Below are 15,876 nucleotides of genomic sequence, written 5' to 3' on the forward strand. Positions count from 1 at the left end.
GCCCGGGACGCTCTGCGTCCCAACAGCGGACGCAGAGCGTCCATTGAGGCATTCCCACGCGGAGCGTGGGAACGATCACCTCGCCACAGCTGTTAAGGCTTACGCTTACGCGGCCCGGTGTTGAACACCGGCACTTTACGCACAGGTTTGATCGAAGGCTCCGGCGCCGAAGCATCCCCGCTCTCAACCCACTTGCCCAGGTTGCGCTTGCCGCCACCGGAGGTCTTTGGCTTCTTCGGTTTTTTCGGCTTCTTGACGACCTGACCGCTGGCATCGGTGTCCGGCACGCGGTGTTCTGGTTCGAAGTCGTGCTCCACTTGCCGAGGCAATGTCTGACGGGTCAACGTCTCGATGGCCGACAGCAAATTCACTTCATCGGCACATACCAACGAAATGGCCTGCCCAGTGGCGCCCGCACGGCCGGTACGACCGATGCGGTGGATGTAGTCTTCGGCCACGATCGGCAGGTCGAAGTTGACCACCAGCGGCAAGTCTTCGATGTCCAGACCACGGGCCGCGACGTCCGTCGCCACCAGGATCTGTACTTCGCTGGCCTTGAAACGGTCCAGTGCGCGCTGGCGCGTTGCCTGTGGTTTGTCGCCGTGAATGCCGTCGGCATTGACGCCCAGTCCCTGAAGTTTTTCCACCAGTGCGTCCACACCGTTACGGGTCTTGGCGAACACCAGCACTTGCTTCCACTTGCCCTTGCGCAGCAAGTGAATGAACAACTCCGGCTTGCGCTTCTTGTCTACCGTCACGACCCACTGTTTCACCGTGTTGGCGGCCACGTTACGCGGGCTGACTTCGATGCTCAGCGGGTCGTTGAGCATTTGCCCGGCCAGCGTGCGGATCGCATCGGAGAACGTCGCCGAGAACAACAGCGTCTGACGCTTCTTCGGCAGCGCCTTGAAAATGTTCCCCAGCTCCTCGGAAAAGCCCAGATCGAGCATGCGATCCGCTTCGTCCAGCACCAGGGTTTGCAGCTGATTGAACTTCAGCGCGTTCTGACGAAACAGGTCGAGCAAACGGCCCGGCGTCGCCACCAGCAGATCGACGCCGCTGCGCAGTTTCATCATTTGCGGGTTGATGCTGACACCGCCGTACACCGCGTAAGTGCGCAACGGCAGATTCTCGGCGTACTGGCTCACGGCTTCGTGAACCTGTTCCGCCAGCTCACGGGTCGGCACCAGAATCAGTGCGCGCACCGAGTTCGCGGTGACTTTCGGCCCTTCCATGGCCAGCAATTGCAGAAGCGGCAGCGCAAAACCGGCGGTCTTGCCGGTGCCGGTCTGAGCGGCGGCCATCAGGTCGCGACCGGCCAGCACCGCCGGAATGGCTTGCGCCTGAACCGGCGTCGGGGTCTGGTAGCCGAGCGTCTCGAGAGAGCGCAGCAAGGGTTCGATCAGGCCAAGGGTGGCGAAAGTCATGGGAGTACCGTAGGAAAATTCAGCGCGGGTTTTTCAAAACAAGTGTGCAAAACAAGATGCAATGGCGCGCAGTTTACCCTAATTCACTCGCGATTCTGTCGGCGCGGCTACAGTCGGCTGCACAGGCGTACGACGCCACTGCGGCAAACCGATCAACACCACGGCGCTGATGATCACCAGCATCGCCAGCCCTTCTTCGATCCCTATGGTCTCGCCGACAAACACGATCCCCAACAACACCGCCACCGCCGGATTGACGTAGGCATAACTGGTGGCAGCCGCCGGACGCACATTTTTCAGCAGGTACATGTAGGCGTTGAACGCGATGATCGAACCGAAGACGGTCAGGTACGCCAGCGCCGCCCAGCCTTCAATTGGCGGCATGCCCTGCAGATGCTCACCGCTGACCGCGCTGCCGATCAGCAACACCACGCCGCCCACCAGCATTTCCACGGCACTGGCCATGGCACCCTGGGGCAACGGCAAATGTTTGCTCCACACCGAGCCGAAAGCCCAGGAGGCAGCGGCAAATATCAGCAATGCCGCGCCCAACGGACTCGATTGCAGATTGGAGCCGAGGTTGAGCATGGCGATGCCGATCAGTCCGAGCACAATCCCGGCCCATTCCAGACGTGTATTACGCGCGCCCCAGAAATAGCCGCACAGCAAGGTAAACAGCGGCACCGTCGCTACCGCCAACGCCGCGACACCAGAGGCCACGCCCGTGTGCTCCGCCACGCTGACCGCGCCGTTGCCGCAGCTGAGCAGCAAGATCCCGATGATCCCCGCCGCTTTCCACTGCGCCCAGGTGGGTGCCGGCGCCCCGCGCCAGCGCAGGAAGGCGTACATCAACGACCCGGCGATCACGAAGCGGACCCCGGCGAGCAACAGCGGCGGCCAGTATTCCACGCCGATGCGAATCACCAGGTACGTCGAGCCCCAAATCACGTACAAGGCGAAAAAGGCAGCGATCAACGGTAAGGGAAAGCGACGAAGGCCAGGCATGGTGCGCTCGCAGGCAAAGACAAGAGAACCGCTATTCTAGAAAGGCCAACGGCTAAAAATAAGTTACAAAACCTGTTTATAGCGCCGGTACACTTTTCAAAGAACGGTGGTTATCGATATAAACCGTGCTTTCGAAAGTCAGTCACTTTTCAGGAAGACGACCATGGACAAATACGACCGCATGCTGCTCAGTGCCCTGCTGGAAAACGGTCGTGCGTCCTACGCCGACCTCGCGCGCAAGGTCAACCTGTCCGCCCCGGCCGTGGCCGAGCGTGTGGCCAAGCTGGAAGCCAGCGGTGTGATCACCGGTTATCAGGCAAAAGTCGACATGGCCAAGCTCGGCTTGCCGATCCAGTGCGTCATCGAGCTGCGCTTGAACCAGCATGGCAATCAAAAGGCCTACGACGACCTGATCAAAATCCCGCAACTGACCGAATGCCACCGGGTGACCGGCGATCCGTGCGTGATCATGCAAGCGGCGGTGGGCTCGATGCCGGAGCTGGAGGAGTTGATCAACCGGATTGCCACGTTTGGCTTCAGCAAGACGTCGATTGTGTTGTCGAGTGCGATAGAGAAGCGCGTGCCGCTGGGGCACATCGAAGGCAATGGCTGTAGGAGCTGAGCTTGCTCGCGATGGCGGTTTAACAGTCAACATTGAGGGTGACTGACATGCCGCCATCGCGAGCAAGCTTGAACTGGCCTAATAATTTCGGACACCTCTTAAGGGCGATATGATTTCGCCAACTTGGAGGCTCCATGAACGAAAGAAAGGTCTATACGCGCGAGTTCAAGCTTCATGCTGCCAGCATGGTGCTTGATGATAACTGCCCGGTTTCAGATGTTTGTGCATCGCTGGATATCGGGCCCACCGCTTTACGGCGCTGGGTCGATCAGGTTCGTAAGGAACGTGAAGGGCAGCCAGTCAAAGGCACCAAGGCAATCACCGAAGATCAGCGCCAGATCCAGGAACTAAAAGCCAAGATCAAGCGCATGGAGATGGAAGCCGATATCCTAAAAAAGGCTACCGCTCTCTTGATGTCGGATCCCGATCGTTTTCGATGATCGCAGAGCTAAGAGAGTCATTCCCGACGGCTGTGGTGTGTCGTGTTTTCGGTGTGAAGCGCAGCAGCTTTTATGAGTGGATTCAGCGACGCGCCAAACCGAGGCGCAAACGCGAAGAGCTCAAGCTGAAAGTAGTTGAGCTGCACAGCGAAAGCCGCGAAGCCATGGGCTCCAGAATGATCAGTAAAGGCCTGAAATCCCAAAGCATTACAGCTGGAAGGAGTCTTGTCAGAGCGCTGATGAGAGAGGCCAATATCGTCAGTAAACAACGCCAGCCTCACCCTTTCAGATCCAAAGGAGTGGAAGCATTTGTCGCGCCCAATCGGCTCAAGCGCAACTTCAAACCGACTGCAATCGATCAGGTTTGGTGTGGCGACGTCACCAGTTTGATGGTGGGCAAACGTTGGGTTCATCTGGCCATCGTGATCGATCTGTATGCCCGAAGGGTTATTGGCTGGGCATTTTCTCTGGTCAATGACGCCAACTTGGTCAGCAAAGCGCTGCGTATGGCGACAGAGGTACGAACGTGTCCTCCTGGGCTGATGTTTCACTCAGATCAGGGATGTCAGTACACCAGTCGCAAGTTTCAAGAAGAGCTGCTGCAACACGACATTTTGCAAAGCATGAGTCATCGCGGGCAGTGCTGGGATAATGCGCCGACAGAACGCTTTTTCGGCACGCTCAAGTCAGAGTGGGTGCCTCGTGGCGGTTACAGCCTGATCGAGGAAGCCAAAACCGATATCGTGCGCTTCTTCATGTACTACAACCGCACCAGACTCCATAGCTATAACGACTACCTGTCGCCAATAGCCATGGAGCAAAAAGCGGCATAAACACCGTAATCGGTGTCCGAGATTACTTGACCAGTTCAGCTCGGCTCCTACAGGGGAACGATCAGGGACAGGGGAGTTTGCGGTGGTATTAGAATCCGCGATGGCGCTTGAGGTGTTCGTTGATCTTCGCCGCCGGCACTTTCTGCAAGCCGCACAGCAAATCATGGGACAACTCACGCAGCCCATGCCTGCGCTGCAATTCTTCCATCAAGTGCGTCGTCAGATTCGCGGCCATCTCGGCATCAGCCATGGCCCGGTGAGCCTTGCCCGTATCGGGCAGGTTGGCAAATGTGGTGAGCGTGCCGAGCTTATGGTTCGGCGCGGCGGGCATCAGGCGCCGGGCCAGCAGCAGCGAGCAGGCAAAGTTCTGCAAACGCGTACGTTTGATCCGCCCCAGTTCGAAGTCCCAGAACTTCTGGTCGAACGCCGCATTGTGCGCGAGCAACGGAGTGCAGCCGACGAACTCGTTCACCTCGTTCATCACCTGCTCCGCCGACGGCGCGGTGCGCAGCATGGCGTTGCTGATGCCGGTCAGTTGCTCGATGAACGCCGGGACGCGCACGCCCGCATTCATCAAGCTTTGGTAACGCTCGACGATGCGCCCCTCTTCAAGGATGACCACGGCAATTTCCGTGGCCCGGCAGCTGCTGCTCGGGGAGATCCCGGTGGTTTCAAAGTCGATGACTGCGATGCGTTCCAAACCTGTTTCAACTCCGTAAAAATCAATTCTTGAGCAGCAAGGCGCCTTCGATCGGCACATAACGACTGGCGGCGCGGATCAGCGAGTTGGCGGTCAGGCCCGGTACGCCATAGGCCACCGCTTGCACCCCGTGTTTGCTGATGATGCGTTCCAGCAGCATGTCGAAATCACCGTCACCGGAGGCCAGCACCACTTCGTCGACATGATCGGCGGCGTCCATGATGTCGAGGGTGATGCCTACGTCCCAGTCGCCCTTGGCCGAGCCGTCGCTGCGCTGGATATAGGGCTTGAGCTTCACGGTGAAACCGAGATTGCGCAGGATCTGCTGAAACTGTTGCTGCTTGCTGTCACCGCGATCGATCGCGTAGGCATAGGCCTCGACGATCTCGCCCTGTTTGCTGATATCAGCCCACAACGCGGCGTAGTTGAAGTGGCAACCGTAGGCCTGACGCACGGTGTAATAGAGGTTTTGAACATCGGCGAACACTGCGATTTTTTTCACCGCGGGCTTCCTCTTGGCGCACAGGCGCGCAGGCGAGATCAGGCACCTGGCCCGAAAAGTTGCCCAGTATGCCAGCCCGAAGGATTGTTCCGCGAATAATCGGCCCGGGGCACGGTCGCGCCCCGGACGAATGGCATATCAGACGAAGGAGTCGTCGTCGCTGCCGAAGAACGATGAGTCGTCATCGCTGTAGTCAGTGTTGGCAAAACCGCCCTGATCGTTGGAGTTGTCGGCCATGCGCTGGTCATCGCCCCAGCCATTGTTGCCTTGGTCATTGACCTGGGCTGGCTCTTCCTTGATGACTTCAACCACTTCCGGTTGCTGATTGTGATGGAACAGGCTGCTGATGCCTTGTGCCAGCATCACGCCACCCGCCACGCCCGCCGCCGTTTTCAGCGCACCGCCGAGAAAACCGCTGCCCGCCGCCGGCGCTTGCTGCTGAGGGGCGTAATTTTGTTGGGGTGGTGCGGTACCAAAGTTCTGCTGTGGCGCTTGTGAGTTGAACGATGGCCGTGCCGGTTCACGCCAGCCACCGGTGGACGGCGGTGCGCTCTGGGTCGGGGCCGGCTGCGGATCACGGGCGCTGCTGCCGAAGATGCTCGACAAAAAGCCACCACTGCTCGGGGCCGGGGCCGCTGTCTGTGCCTTGGCCGATTGCAGTTCGGCCTGCAATTGCTGCACTTGCCGGGTCAGTTGTTTGTTCTGTTCGTCGAGGCTCTTGATGGCGGCTTCTTGAACCAGAATGGCCTGGGTCATGAAATAGCCGGCCGCGGGCTGGCGAGTCAGGTGCTCCTTGATCCGCGCCTCGGCTTGGGCGTCGCGCGGGGCTGAATCCGTTTCGGCCTGTTGCAGCCGGGAAAACAGTCCATCGATCAGGGTTTGTTCTTCGCTGTTCATGGCGACCTCGTAGATTGCCGGGGAAATCGTTGTCCTTTTCCAAAGAGGATAAGGTGCTCGACCTTAATGGAGGCTGAAACAAGTTGTTTCAATGAGCTTTACCTAACGTTTACGTTTGCGTTTCCAAGTGTTTCATCGGTTAAAGTGGACCACTGCTTCCAACCTGCGATACCGACTGATGAATCCGTTCGACGTGCTGCGTGACTCCTTGTATTTCTTCAAGCGCAATCTGGGCCAGATCGTGCAACTGTGCCTGCCGCTGGTGATCTTCGAGGCGCTGCTGCAACAAGTGGTCGACCACTCCACCGAACCGGACAGTTTTCCCGGCGTCAGCGTGATCGTCGGCTTGCTGGTTTATCCGCTGTACACCGCCGCCCTGATCCTGTTTCTCGACGCCCGCAGCCGGGGCGAATCCCCGCGCAATCGCGACCTGCTGGCGAGGTCCGCCTACTTGTGGCCGCGCTTCGCCCTGCTGACGGCGCTCAATACCCTGCTGATTCTGCTCGGCCTTTCGCTGTATTTCCTGCCGGGCATCTGGCTGATGGTGACGTTGGCGTTCGGCGAGTATTTGCTGGTGCTGCGCGGCATGGCCCCACTGGCGGCCATGAAAGAAAGCCTGCGCCTGACCCGCGGCCATTTCATGCGCATTCTGGTGTGCATCCTGTGCGTGATGGCCCCGTTGTGGCTGCTCAAGGGTGCCACCCTCGCGGTGTACCCGGAGCCACAGAACCCGGTGATTTCCCTGCTGATCGACAGTGCTCACAGCTTCCTGCAACTGTTCACCAGCGTGGTGCTGTTCCGTTTGTTCATGCTGATCGGCGATGCACCCGAGCAGATTGACCGGCCACTCTGACTGACACCCCTGTAGCAGCTGGCGAAGCCTGCGTCCGGCTGCGCAGCAGTCGTAAAATCGGTGCCCACGGTGCATCAGGTAAACCGCACGCGCTGGATGACGACTGCTACGCAGCCGGACGCAGGCTTCGCCAGCTGCTACAGGTGCGTGTTACGGCTATTGCGTTTGGCCCTTGGGCTTACGTCCGACGCTCGGTTATGCTCGGGCCATCTTTTGTAACGCTATAAGCCGAGCCATGCCCCGTCTACTGCGCTACACCCTGCTAAGCCTTTTGACAGTCATCGGCTTTTTCGCACTGCTGATCTACAACCTGACGTGGCGCCCCGACGCCAAGGAAGTATTGCCGGTCAGTTGCAATGCCCATGCACCGACGCTGGTGCCCGGCCAGGCCTTGAAAGTGATGACCTGGAACGTTCAGTACCTGGCGGGCAAGCGCTATGTGTTCTGGAACGATCTGGCCCAGGGCGATGACGAAAGCCCCACCCCTGAAGACATGGCCTTCAGCCTCGATGAAGTGGCGCGGGTGATTCGCGACGAAAACCCCGACGTTGTGTTGTTGCAGGAACTCGATGACGGCGCCAAGGCCAGCGATTACCAGAACCAGTTCAAGCTCCTGCAAGAACGGGTCGCCGACCTGTACCCGTGCAGCGCCCGTGCCTTCGACTGGAAGGCCGACTTCGTGCCTGACCCACACATCTCCGGCAGTGTCGGTCGGCAACTGGCAACGCTCAGCCGTTACCAGATCGAACACGCCGAACGCCTGCAATTGCCGGTCGAACCGGCCAATTTCATCAGCCGACAATTCAAACCGAAAAACGCCGTGTTGGTCACTTATCTGCCGCTGAACGACGGCGGGCAGATGGCACTGCTCAATACCCATCTGGACCGCGCCACCCAGCCCGACGAAACACTGCAAGCCCAAGTGACAGCCGTCGCCAAAGTCCTCGACAAGTTCGAAAGCCGTGGCACGCCATGGCTGATTGGTGGCGACTTCAACCTGCTGCCGCTGGGGCAATTTCGCCGATTGCCCGACGAGCAACGCACCCCCTACTCCGCCGACAGTGCACTGCATGTGCTGTGGGACAAGTACCCGATGATTCCGACCAACAACGAAGCCAGCGGCGTCGATCGGGCACAGTGGCTGACGCATTACCCGAATGATCCAGGCTTGAGCGGCCCGGACCGGACGGTCGACTACCTGTTCTACAGCCCGAGCATCAAACGGGTCGAAGCAACGGTGAGGCAGGACGATACGTTGCGCATCTCCGATCACTTGCCGGTGATCGCAAGGTTCCTTTTGCCCGCCAACTGACAATGCAAAACCTGTAGGAGCCGGGCTTACCCGCGATAGCGGTGTGTCAGGTTAAATACATGCCAACTGACAGAATGCAATCGCGGGCAAGCCCGCTCCCACAGGGATCGCGCAGGTTCAATGAACCTCTTCCAGATCGTCATGCAGCAGCCCGAAGATCTTGCGCTTCATGTCGATGAACGAGCGCTCCATGACCATGTCCAGAGTCCGTGGGCGTTCGATCGGCACGTCGAGAATCTGCTTGATCCGCCCAGGCCTGGCGCCCATCACGTAGACCCGGTCGCCGAGCAGAACCGCCTCGTCGATATCGTGGGTCACGAACAACACGGTCTTCTTGCTGTTACCCCAAACCCGCAGCAACAGCTGCTGCATTTGCAGGCGGGTCTGGCTGTCGAGCGCGCCGAACGGTTCATCCATCAGCAGGATCTGCGGATCATTGGCCAGCGCCCGGGCAATCGCCACACGCTGCATCATGCCGCCGGACAACTGCTTGGCGTAGTTGTCGGCAAACCCGGTGAGGCCGACTTCATTGACGTAGTAGTCGACGATTTCCTTGCGCTGTGCCGCCGCCATGCTGCGACGTTTGAGACCGAACTCGACGTTCTGGCGAACCGTCAGCCACGGGAACAACGTGTAGCTCTGGAACACCATGCCGCGATCCGCGCCCGGCCCCTGAACTTGCTGGCCACCGACGTAGATCTCGCCTTCCGTGGGTTCGTTGAGGCCGGCGGTGAGGTACAGCAGACTCGACTTGCCGCAACCCGAAGGCCCGACCAGCACGGCGAATTGTTGATCCGGCACCTCGAACGACACCTGCTCCAGTGCGGTGAACATGCCACCGTCAGGTTTCTGATAGCGCAGGCTGACCTTGTCCACTTGCAGCCTTGGGGCGGCCTGTACCGGCGCGGCCGAGGGTGTGACGAAGCGAGGGTTGACGGCGCTTACTGAGCCCATGCGGCGATCCTCAGACGTAGGAAACGAAACAGTTGATCGGTGACCAGGCCCAACAGGCCGATGATCGCGATTGCCAGGAAAATCACATCCACTTGAAAGCCACGCATGGCTTTGAGGCTCAAGTAACCCAGGCCACTGGAAGCGGCGACCAGCTCAGCGACCACCAGGTAGGTCCAGGCCCAGCCCATGGTCACGCGCAAGGTGTCGAGCACACCCGGCAACGACGCCGGGGCGATCACATGCAGCACCGCATCGCGACGATTGGAACCGAGGGTATAGGACGCATTGATCAGGTCCTTGGAGATGCCCTTGGACACGTCCGCGATCATCACCAGTTGCTGGAAGAACACACCAAAGATGATCACCGAGACTCGTTGCTCCAGGCCGATACCAATCCACAAAATGAACAGCGGCACGAACGAGGTCACCGGCAGGTAGCGGATGAAATTGACCATCGGTTCAAGGAAGGCCTGAACGATGCGGAAGCTGCCCATCAACAACCCCAGCGGCACCGCCACCAGCGACGAGACAACAAAACCGACCACCACCACTTCGAGGCTGGCCCACACATGCAGACCGAGTGTGCCGTCGCGACTCAGGCGCACGGCGGCCTCAACCACCGCGCCCGGCGTCGGCAGGAACATCCCCGGCACCACGCCACCGTAAGACAACCCGGCCCACAGACCGATCAATAGAACCCAGGCCAGACCGCTCGCGCTCCAGATGACCTGCACCGGCAGGCCAGTCTTGGGCGTGATGCAGCGGCTCAGCCATGAATTGCGCTTGAACATGCAAACCTCCTACAGCGGGCTGACGAAACGGTTGTCGATCAGGTCGTCATTGCTGACGTTGTAGGGCTTGCCCTGCAATTCACTGGCGGTTTCGTTGGCCAGTTTGATCAACGGTGCGCTGTCGCCCGGCTTGCCTGGCGAGCCGAGCAGTTTTTCGCTCATGGCCTGATCGTAGAAGCGCACGCCTTGCGCGGCGGCGGCCAGTTCCTTCGGATCGGCGAGGTAACCGCCGACGCCTTTGGCCATGATTTTGTAGGCTTCTTCTGGGTGTTCCTGGGTGTATTTCACCGCTTTGTACAACCCGGCGACCAAGGCTTTTACGTCTTCTGGCTGCTTCTCGATGACCGAGCAGTTCAGCGCAACCACGTCGACAATCACGCCCGGCGTGCTGCTGCTGTCGATCAACACCTTGCCTTGCTGCTTGTCACGGACCATCGAGAGATGCGGCTCCCAGGTCACGGCGGCCGGCACGCGACCGGCGATGAACGCGGTCGCGGCGTCGTCAGCTGTCATGTTCTGCACGGTGATGTCGCTCATGGTCATGCCGTGTTTTTTCAGCAGATACGACAACCAGAACTGCGAGGTCGACCCTTCGTTCACCGCCACCGCCTTGCCTTTGAGCTCCTGCAAACTCTTGACGTCCTTGCCCACCAGCACGCCGTCGCCACCATGGCTGTCATCCAGTGCGGCGACCGCTTTGAAGCAGAATTGCGGACGGTATTTCAGCACTTCGTCGATGGTCGACGCCGAGCCCGACAATTCGCCCGAGGCTTGGGCGGCCATGTACATCGACGCTTCTTCGACGACGGGCAATTCAACGGTCAAACCGTTTTCCTTGAAGTAGCCCAGGTCCTGGGCGAGGTAGAGGGTGCCGTAACCGACCCACGTGGTATGGCCGATGGACAGGGTGCCGGCCTGGGCACTGGTCGCGACCGTGGCGGCAATGGCGGTGACCGCCAGGGGATGAGCGAAACGGGTAAGCAAGGACTTGATCATGGAGCACTCCCAAAGCTGTTGATTTAGTTTTGATGGGCAGTACGGCCAGGAGCCTGATTGAAGCGGCTACCGGTGGTCTCTGATGGACCTCTTGGTGAGCAGCGTTCGGCTGACTGGCGAAGTCGATGTTGGCCCAAGGCCGGGAATAGGAAAATCAGGAAATATGTCGTTGGGAGTGATGAAAAAACTGGGTAGTGCGCACGGTCAAAGGGCATTGCGGGCGGGGATGCCCAAGGAGGGTGCAAGACTGAAAAAGTCTAGCGATTGGACAATAGCTATCGCGGGCAAGCCCGCTCCCACAGGTCCTGTGCCGTACCAAATTTTCGCAACCGACACACATTTCTGTGGGAGCGGGCTTGCCCGCGATAAGGTCCGCAGGACCTTCCGGCAATATCAGAGCCGGCCGTATTCCTGAGCCGTGCGATCCACCGCTTTCAGGGTTTTACCCACCAACTCATCAACCTCTTCCCGAGTGGCAATCAACGCTGGAGCCATGATCATCCGCCCCAGCGTCGAGCGAATAATCACGCCCTCTTCAAAGCCGATCGTGCGGCAACGCCAGGCGATGTCGTTCTCGTTGGCAAAGCGCTTGCGGCTGGTTTTGTCCTCGGCCAATTGCAACGCCGCGACCATGCCGACGCCTTGAATATCGCCCACCAACGGGTGATTGCCGAACACCTCGCGCAAGCACTGTTGCAGGTACGGGCCGATGTCATCCTTGACCCGCGTCACCACCCCTTCATCGCGCAACGCCTTGAGGTTGGCTATCGCCACCGCCGCCGCCACCGGGTGCCCGGAATAGGTCAGGCCGTGGGCGAATACCCCGCCCTGCTCCACCAGCACCTGGGCCATTTTCTTCGACAGGATCAGCCCGCCCATGGGGATGTAACCCGAAGTCAGGCCCTTGGCGATGGACAAGGTGTCCGGCTCGAAACCGAAGTGTTCATGGGCGAACCATTCGCCGGTGCGACCAAAGCCGCCGATCACTTCGTCGGCGCACAACAGCACGTCGTACTTGCGGCAGATACGCTGGATTTCCGGCCAGTAGCTCTCTGGCGGAAAGATCATCCCGCCCGCGCCCTGGAACGGTTCGGCGATGAAACCTGCGACCTTGTCGGCGCCCAGTTCGAGAATCTTCGCTTCCAGTTGCTGCGCGGCCCGCAGGCCAAATTCAGCCGGCGTCAGGTTACCTTCGTGGGCGAAAAAGTACGGTTCATCGATGTGTTCGATGTCGGGAAGCATGCCGCCCATTTCGTGCATGAACTTCATGCCACCGAGCGCCGTCGCGGCCAGGGTCGAACCGTGGTAACCGTTCCAGCGCCCGATCATGACTTTCTTCTCGGGCTTGCCGAGGATCGTCCAGTAACGGCGCACGGTGCGAATCAACACCTCGTTGGCCTCGGAGCCGGAGTTGGTGTAGATCGCGTGGCTGTAGTGCCCCGGCAGCAGGCTGAACAGCAGCTCCGACAGCTCGATGACCTGTGGGTGGGTGGTGTGGAAAAACATGTTGTAGTACGGCAGTTGTTCAAGCTGCTGAGTCGCCGCCGCCGCCAGATCCTTGCGCCCGTAACCAAGGTTGGTGCACCACAACCCGGACATGCCGTCCAGATAACGCCGACCGTCGTTGTCCCACAGGTGCAGGCGCTCGCCACGCACCATCACCCGGGGTCCTTCGTCATTGAGTGCCTTTTGATCGACGAATGCGTGGATGTGGTGCGCAGCGTCGGCGGCCTGGTAGTCGCGGGTTTCACGTGGTGATGTCATCGCCAGTTCTCCGTTTTGTTATTAGCGGCTGTTATGAGCGCAGCTGAAACCAGGTGGTTTTCAACTGGGTGTATTTATCGAATGAGTGCAGCGACAAATCACGGCCGAAGCCCGACTGTTTGCCGCCACCGAAAGGCACGGTCACGTCCAGCGCATCGACGCTGTTGACCGACACGGTGCCCGCTCGCAATTGCCGCGCCACACGGTGGGCGCGATTGAGGTCGTCGGTCCACAGCGAAGCGGCCAGACCGTAGACGCTGTCGTTGGCCAGTTGCAAGGCGTGTGCCTCGTCATCGAACGCCGTGACGGCCAGCACCGGGCCGAACACCTCGTCGCGAAACAGCGGCATGTCCGGGCTCACGCCCGTAAAAATCGTTGGTTGAATGAAGTTGTCTGAACCGTTGAAAATCGACTGCCGGCCACCGCACACCTTAGTCGCACCCTGACGTTCGGCTTGCTGGATGAACTTCATGATGCGCGCGGTCTGGCGGCTGTCGACAATCGCTCCGGCGCCGCTCGCCGGGTCCAGCGGATCACCCGGCAGCCAGCGTTCGGCCTGCGCCATGAGGCGCTCGACAAATTCGTCATGAATCGAACGCTCCACCAGCAATCGCGAGTTGGCCGAGCAGACTTCGCCCTGATTGAAGAAGATCCCGAATGCGGCTTTCTCGGCGGCCAGGTCAAGGTCCTGACAATCGGCGAACACCAGGTTCGCGCTCTTGCCACCGCACTCCAGCCACACCTGTTTCAGGTTCGATTGCGCGGAATACTGCATGAAGTATTTGCCGACTTCGGTGGAACCGGTGAACACCAGGCAATCCACGTCCGGGTGCAAACCGAGGGCTTTGCCGGTCTGCTCGCCGAGGCCGGGCAGCACGTTCAACACGCCTGCCGGCAAGCCTGCTTCGAGCGCCAGTTCGGCCAGGCGCAACGCAGAGAACGGTGATTGCTCGGCGGGTTTGAGAATCACCGAATTGCCAGCGGCCAAGGCCGGCGCGAGTTTCCACGCGGCCATGTCCAGCGGGAAATTCCACGGCACCACGGCAGCGACCACGCCCAGTGCTTCACGGGTGATGGTCGCCAGGACGTTTTGCGCGCTGGGAGCCACCTGATCGTAAAGTTTGTCGAGGCTTTCGGCGTACCAGCGAAACACCCCGGCGGCGCCCGGCACGTCGATGTTGTAGGCGTCCATCACCGGTTTGCCCATGTTCAGCGAGTCCAGCAGCGCCAGTTCTTCGCGGTGGGTCATGATCAGGTCAGCCAGGCGCAGCAGCACTTGCTTGCGCTCAATGGGCGAACGCGCCGACCACGTGCCGGCGTCGAACACCTGTCGTGCATTGCTGACCGCAGCGTTGACCTCTTCGTCGCCGCACGCGGTGACGTTGGCCAGGCATTGGCCAGTGGCGGGGTTGATCGCGGCGAACGTCTGGCCGGACTGCGCAGCACGAAGTTTGCCGTCGATCACGGCCCGGTCGGGAAACTGCAGCGCAGCGGCTTTGTGTTGCCAATATGCAAGCTCGAACACGTTCAGATGCTCCAGGGGCTTTTCTTGTGATTGGATGGTGGCCCAGCCCCGTGTCCACGAAAAATAGTAAAAATGTTTTCGCAGACCATGAAAAAACTGGGCAGCCAACCTCCCCCGTGGCGCGGTATGTGGTTATTGTTCAGGCACAACAACACCGTCGTCAGAACGGACGCAGTCGGCGCGAATATTGCCTGGATGCCTGGATCATCCACCCCGAGGTTTGCCGTGGCTGCCTACAACTTGCGTCAACTGAAATACTTCATCACCACCGTCGAATGCGGCAGCGTCGCCGAGGCCTCGCGCAAGCTGTACATCGCCCAGCCGGCGATTTCCACGGCGATCAAAGGCCTGGAAGACAGCTTCGGCGTGCAACTGCTGATCCGTCATCACGCCCAGGGCGTGTCCTTGACCCCGAGCGGTGCGCGCTTCTACCGCAAGGCTCAGGAGCTGCTGCGCATGGCCAAGGAGTTCGAACAGAACGCCCTGGCCGACAACGACGTGGTGGCCGGGCAAATCGATATCGGCTGCTTCGAAACGGTCGCGCCGCTGTACCTGCCGCAATTGATTGCCGGGTTCTCGGCGCTGTATCCGGGGGTGAAAATCCGCATCCGCGACGGCGAGCAGCAAGAGCTGGTACAAGGCCTGACGTCGGGCACCTTCGACCTGGCAATCCTGTACGAGCACGACCTCGACGCCACCATCCAGACCGAACCGCTGATGCCGGCGCAGCGACCTTATGCGCTGCTGCCGGCGGATCATCGCTTTGCCCAGCTCAAGCAAGTGTCGCTGCGCGATCTGTGCCTGGAGCCGATGATTCTGCTGGATGTGCAACCGAGCCGGACCTACTTCGTCAGCCTCTTCGAAGAATTGAACCTGTCGCCGAACATTGCCTTCAGCTCACCGTCAATCGAGATGGTCCGGGGCATGGTCGGCCAAGGGTTCGGCTTTTCGATCCTGGTCACGCGGCCGCATTCGGAGTGCACCTACGACGGCCAGAAAGTGGTGTGCGTGGACATCGTCGAAGACGTCACCGGCTCAGGGCTGGTGGCGGCGTGGCTCAAGCGCGGGCAACTGACCAAACCGGCGCAGTTGTTTGCCGATTATTGCCGGGAGCAATTGACCGCCAAGGCCCAGACCAAACCTTGATCGTTATTTGATCGTTCCCACGCTCCGCGTGGGAATGGATCCCGTGACGCTCCGCGTCACAAAGGCGGACGCAGAGCGTCCATGGCGGCGTTCCCACGCAGAGCGTGGG

General features: G+C 59.9%; 16 protein-coding genes. 6 read left to right on the top strand and 10 right to left on the bottom strand.

Translation table 11 applies throughout. From position 1 onward, the window contains the following. Nucleotides 1-92: 92 nt before the first annotated feature. Together LOY55_RS26685 and yedA are read right to left on the bottom strand one after the other, a co-directional pair. A complete protein-coding gene (locus LOY55_RS26685; protein WP_223522710.1) occupies nt 93-1,427 on the bottom strand; it encodes a DEAD/DEAH box helicase in 1,335 nt (444 codons plus the stop codon). Between the two features lie 78 nt (nt 1,428-1,505). Beyond that, nucleotides 1,506-2,432, bottom strand: coding sequence for a drug/metabolite exporter YedA (yedA, locus tag LOY55_RS26690; RefSeq protein WP_223522709.1), 927 nt, complete (start codon nt 2,430-2,432; stop codon nt 1,506-1,508). Between the two features lie 163 nt (nt 2,433-2,595). Between yedA and LOY55_RS26695 the strand changes: the two genes are divergently transcribed. The 3 genes from LOY55_RS26695 to LOY55_RS26705 all read left to right on the top strand — a co-directional run bounded on the left by LOY55_RS26695 (nt 2,596) and on the right by LOY55_RS26705 (nt 4,327). Continuing rightward, nucleotides 2,596-3,054 (top strand): Lrp/AsnC family transcriptional regulator, encoded by a 459-nt coding sequence (locus LOY55_RS26695; protein WP_109786329.1) that lies wholly within the window; start codon nt 2,596-2,598, stop codon nt 3,052-3,054. 134 nt (nt 3,055-3,188) lie between these two features. Continuing rightward, entirely contained in the window at nt 3,189-3,494 is a 306-nt protein-coding gene (locus LOY55_RS26700) for an IS3 family transposase (RefSeq protein WP_046033372.1), read from the top strand. Further along, on the top strand, nt 3,491-4,327 hold the full coding sequence (locus LOY55_RS26705; protein ID WP_223525384.1) for an IS3 family transposase: 837 nt from the start codon (nt 3,491-3,493) through the stop codon (nt 4,325-4,327). The genes LOY55_RS26700 and LOY55_RS26705 overlap by 4 nt, the downstream gene beginning before the upstream one ends. Nucleotides 4,328-4,415: 88 nt before the next feature. Here LOY55_RS26705 and LOY55_RS26710 read toward each other — a convergent pair whose 3' ends face one another. The 3 genes from LOY55_RS26710 to LOY55_RS26720 form a co-directional block, all read right to left on the bottom strand. Continuing rightward, entirely contained in the window at nt 4,416-5,027 is a 612-nt protein-coding gene (locus LOY55_RS26710) for a PolC-type DNA polymerase III (RefSeq protein ID WP_046028672.1), read from the bottom strand. Between the two features lie 22 nt (nt 5,028-5,049). Beyond that, nucleotides 5,050-5,529, bottom strand: a complete 480-nt coding sequence (locus tag LOY55_RS26715; protein ID WP_007946629.1) for an NYN domain-containing protein — start codon at nt 5,527-5,529, stop codon at nt 5,050-5,052. A gap of 138 nt (nt 5,530-5,667) precedes the next feature. Further along, nucleotides 5,668-6,426, bottom strand: coding sequence for a DUF2076 domain-containing protein (locus LOY55_RS26720; protein ID WP_223525570.1), 759 nt, complete (start codon nt 6,424-6,426; stop codon nt 5,668-5,670). 178 nt (nt 6,427-6,604) lie between these two features. Here LOY55_RS26720 and LOY55_RS26725 point away from each other — a divergent pair, with 178 nt between their 5' ends. Both LOY55_RS26725 and LOY55_RS26730 read left to right on the top strand, forming a co-directional pair. Continuing rightward, nucleotides 6,605-7,279, top strand: coding sequence for a YciC family protein (locus LOY55_RS26725; RefSeq protein WP_046028868.1), 675 nt, complete (start codon nt 6,605-6,607; stop codon nt 7,277-7,279). A gap of 235 nt (nt 7,280-7,514) precedes the next feature. Beyond that, a complete protein-coding gene (locus tag LOY55_RS26730) occupies nt 7,515-8,591 on the top strand; it encodes an endonuclease/exonuclease/phosphatase family protein (protein WP_223525571.1) in 1,077 nt (358 codons plus the stop codon). A gap of 117 nt (nt 8,592-8,708) precedes the next feature. Here the strand turns inward: LOY55_RS26730 and LOY55_RS26735 are convergent, their stop codons facing one another. The 5 genes from LOY55_RS26735 to LOY55_RS26755 all read right to left on the bottom strand — a co-directional run bounded on the left by LOY55_RS26735 (nt 8,709) and on the right by LOY55_RS26755 (nt 14,621). Further along, complete coding sequence (locus LOY55_RS26735; RefSeq protein WP_223525572.1) at nt 8,709-9,545, bottom strand: ABC transporter ATP-binding protein; 837 nt, start codon at nt 9,543-9,545, stop codon at nt 8,709-8,711. Beyond that, nucleotides 9,533-10,336, bottom strand: a complete 804-nt coding sequence (locus LOY55_RS26740; protein ID WP_046028679.1) for an ABC transporter permease — start codon at nt 10,334-10,336, stop codon at nt 9,533-9,535. The genes LOY55_RS26735 and LOY55_RS26740 overlap by 13 nt, the downstream gene beginning before the upstream one ends. Before the next feature lie 9 nt (nt 10,337-10,345). Next, nucleotides 10,346-11,332, bottom strand: coding sequence for an ABC transporter substrate-binding protein (locus LOY55_RS26745; protein ID WP_046028681.1), 987 nt, complete (start codon nt 11,330-11,332; stop codon nt 10,346-10,348). A gap of 393 nt (nt 11,333-11,725) precedes the next feature. Further along, nucleotides 11,726-13,096 (bottom strand): aspartate aminotransferase family protein, encoded by a 1,371-nt coding sequence (locus LOY55_RS26750; protein ID WP_109786332.1) that lies wholly within the window; start codon nt 13,094-13,096, stop codon nt 11,726-11,728. A 31-nt stretch (nt 13,097-13,127) separates the two neighbouring features. Next, nucleotides 13,128-14,621, bottom strand: a complete 1,494-nt coding sequence (locus tag LOY55_RS26755) for an aldehyde dehydrogenase (RefSeq protein ID WP_223525573.1) — start codon at nt 14,619-14,621, stop codon at nt 13,128-13,130. A gap of 225 nt (nt 14,622-14,846) precedes the next feature. Between LOY55_RS26755 and LOY55_RS26760 the strand changes: the two genes are divergently transcribed. Continuing rightward, the gene (locus LOY55_RS26760) at nt 14,847-15,767 is read left to right on the top strand and encodes a LysR substrate-binding domain-containing protein (RefSeq protein ID WP_046028870.1); all 921 of its coding nucleotides are present in this window, start codon (nt 14,847-14,849) and stop codon (nt 15,765-15,767) included. Nucleotides 15,768-15,876 lie beyond the last annotated feature (109 nt).

Source organism: Pseudomonas sp. B21-040 (genome assembly GCF_024748695.1).
Classification (GTDB): Bacteria; Pseudomonadota; Gammaproteobacteria; order Pseudomonadales; family Pseudomonadaceae; genus Aquipseudomonas.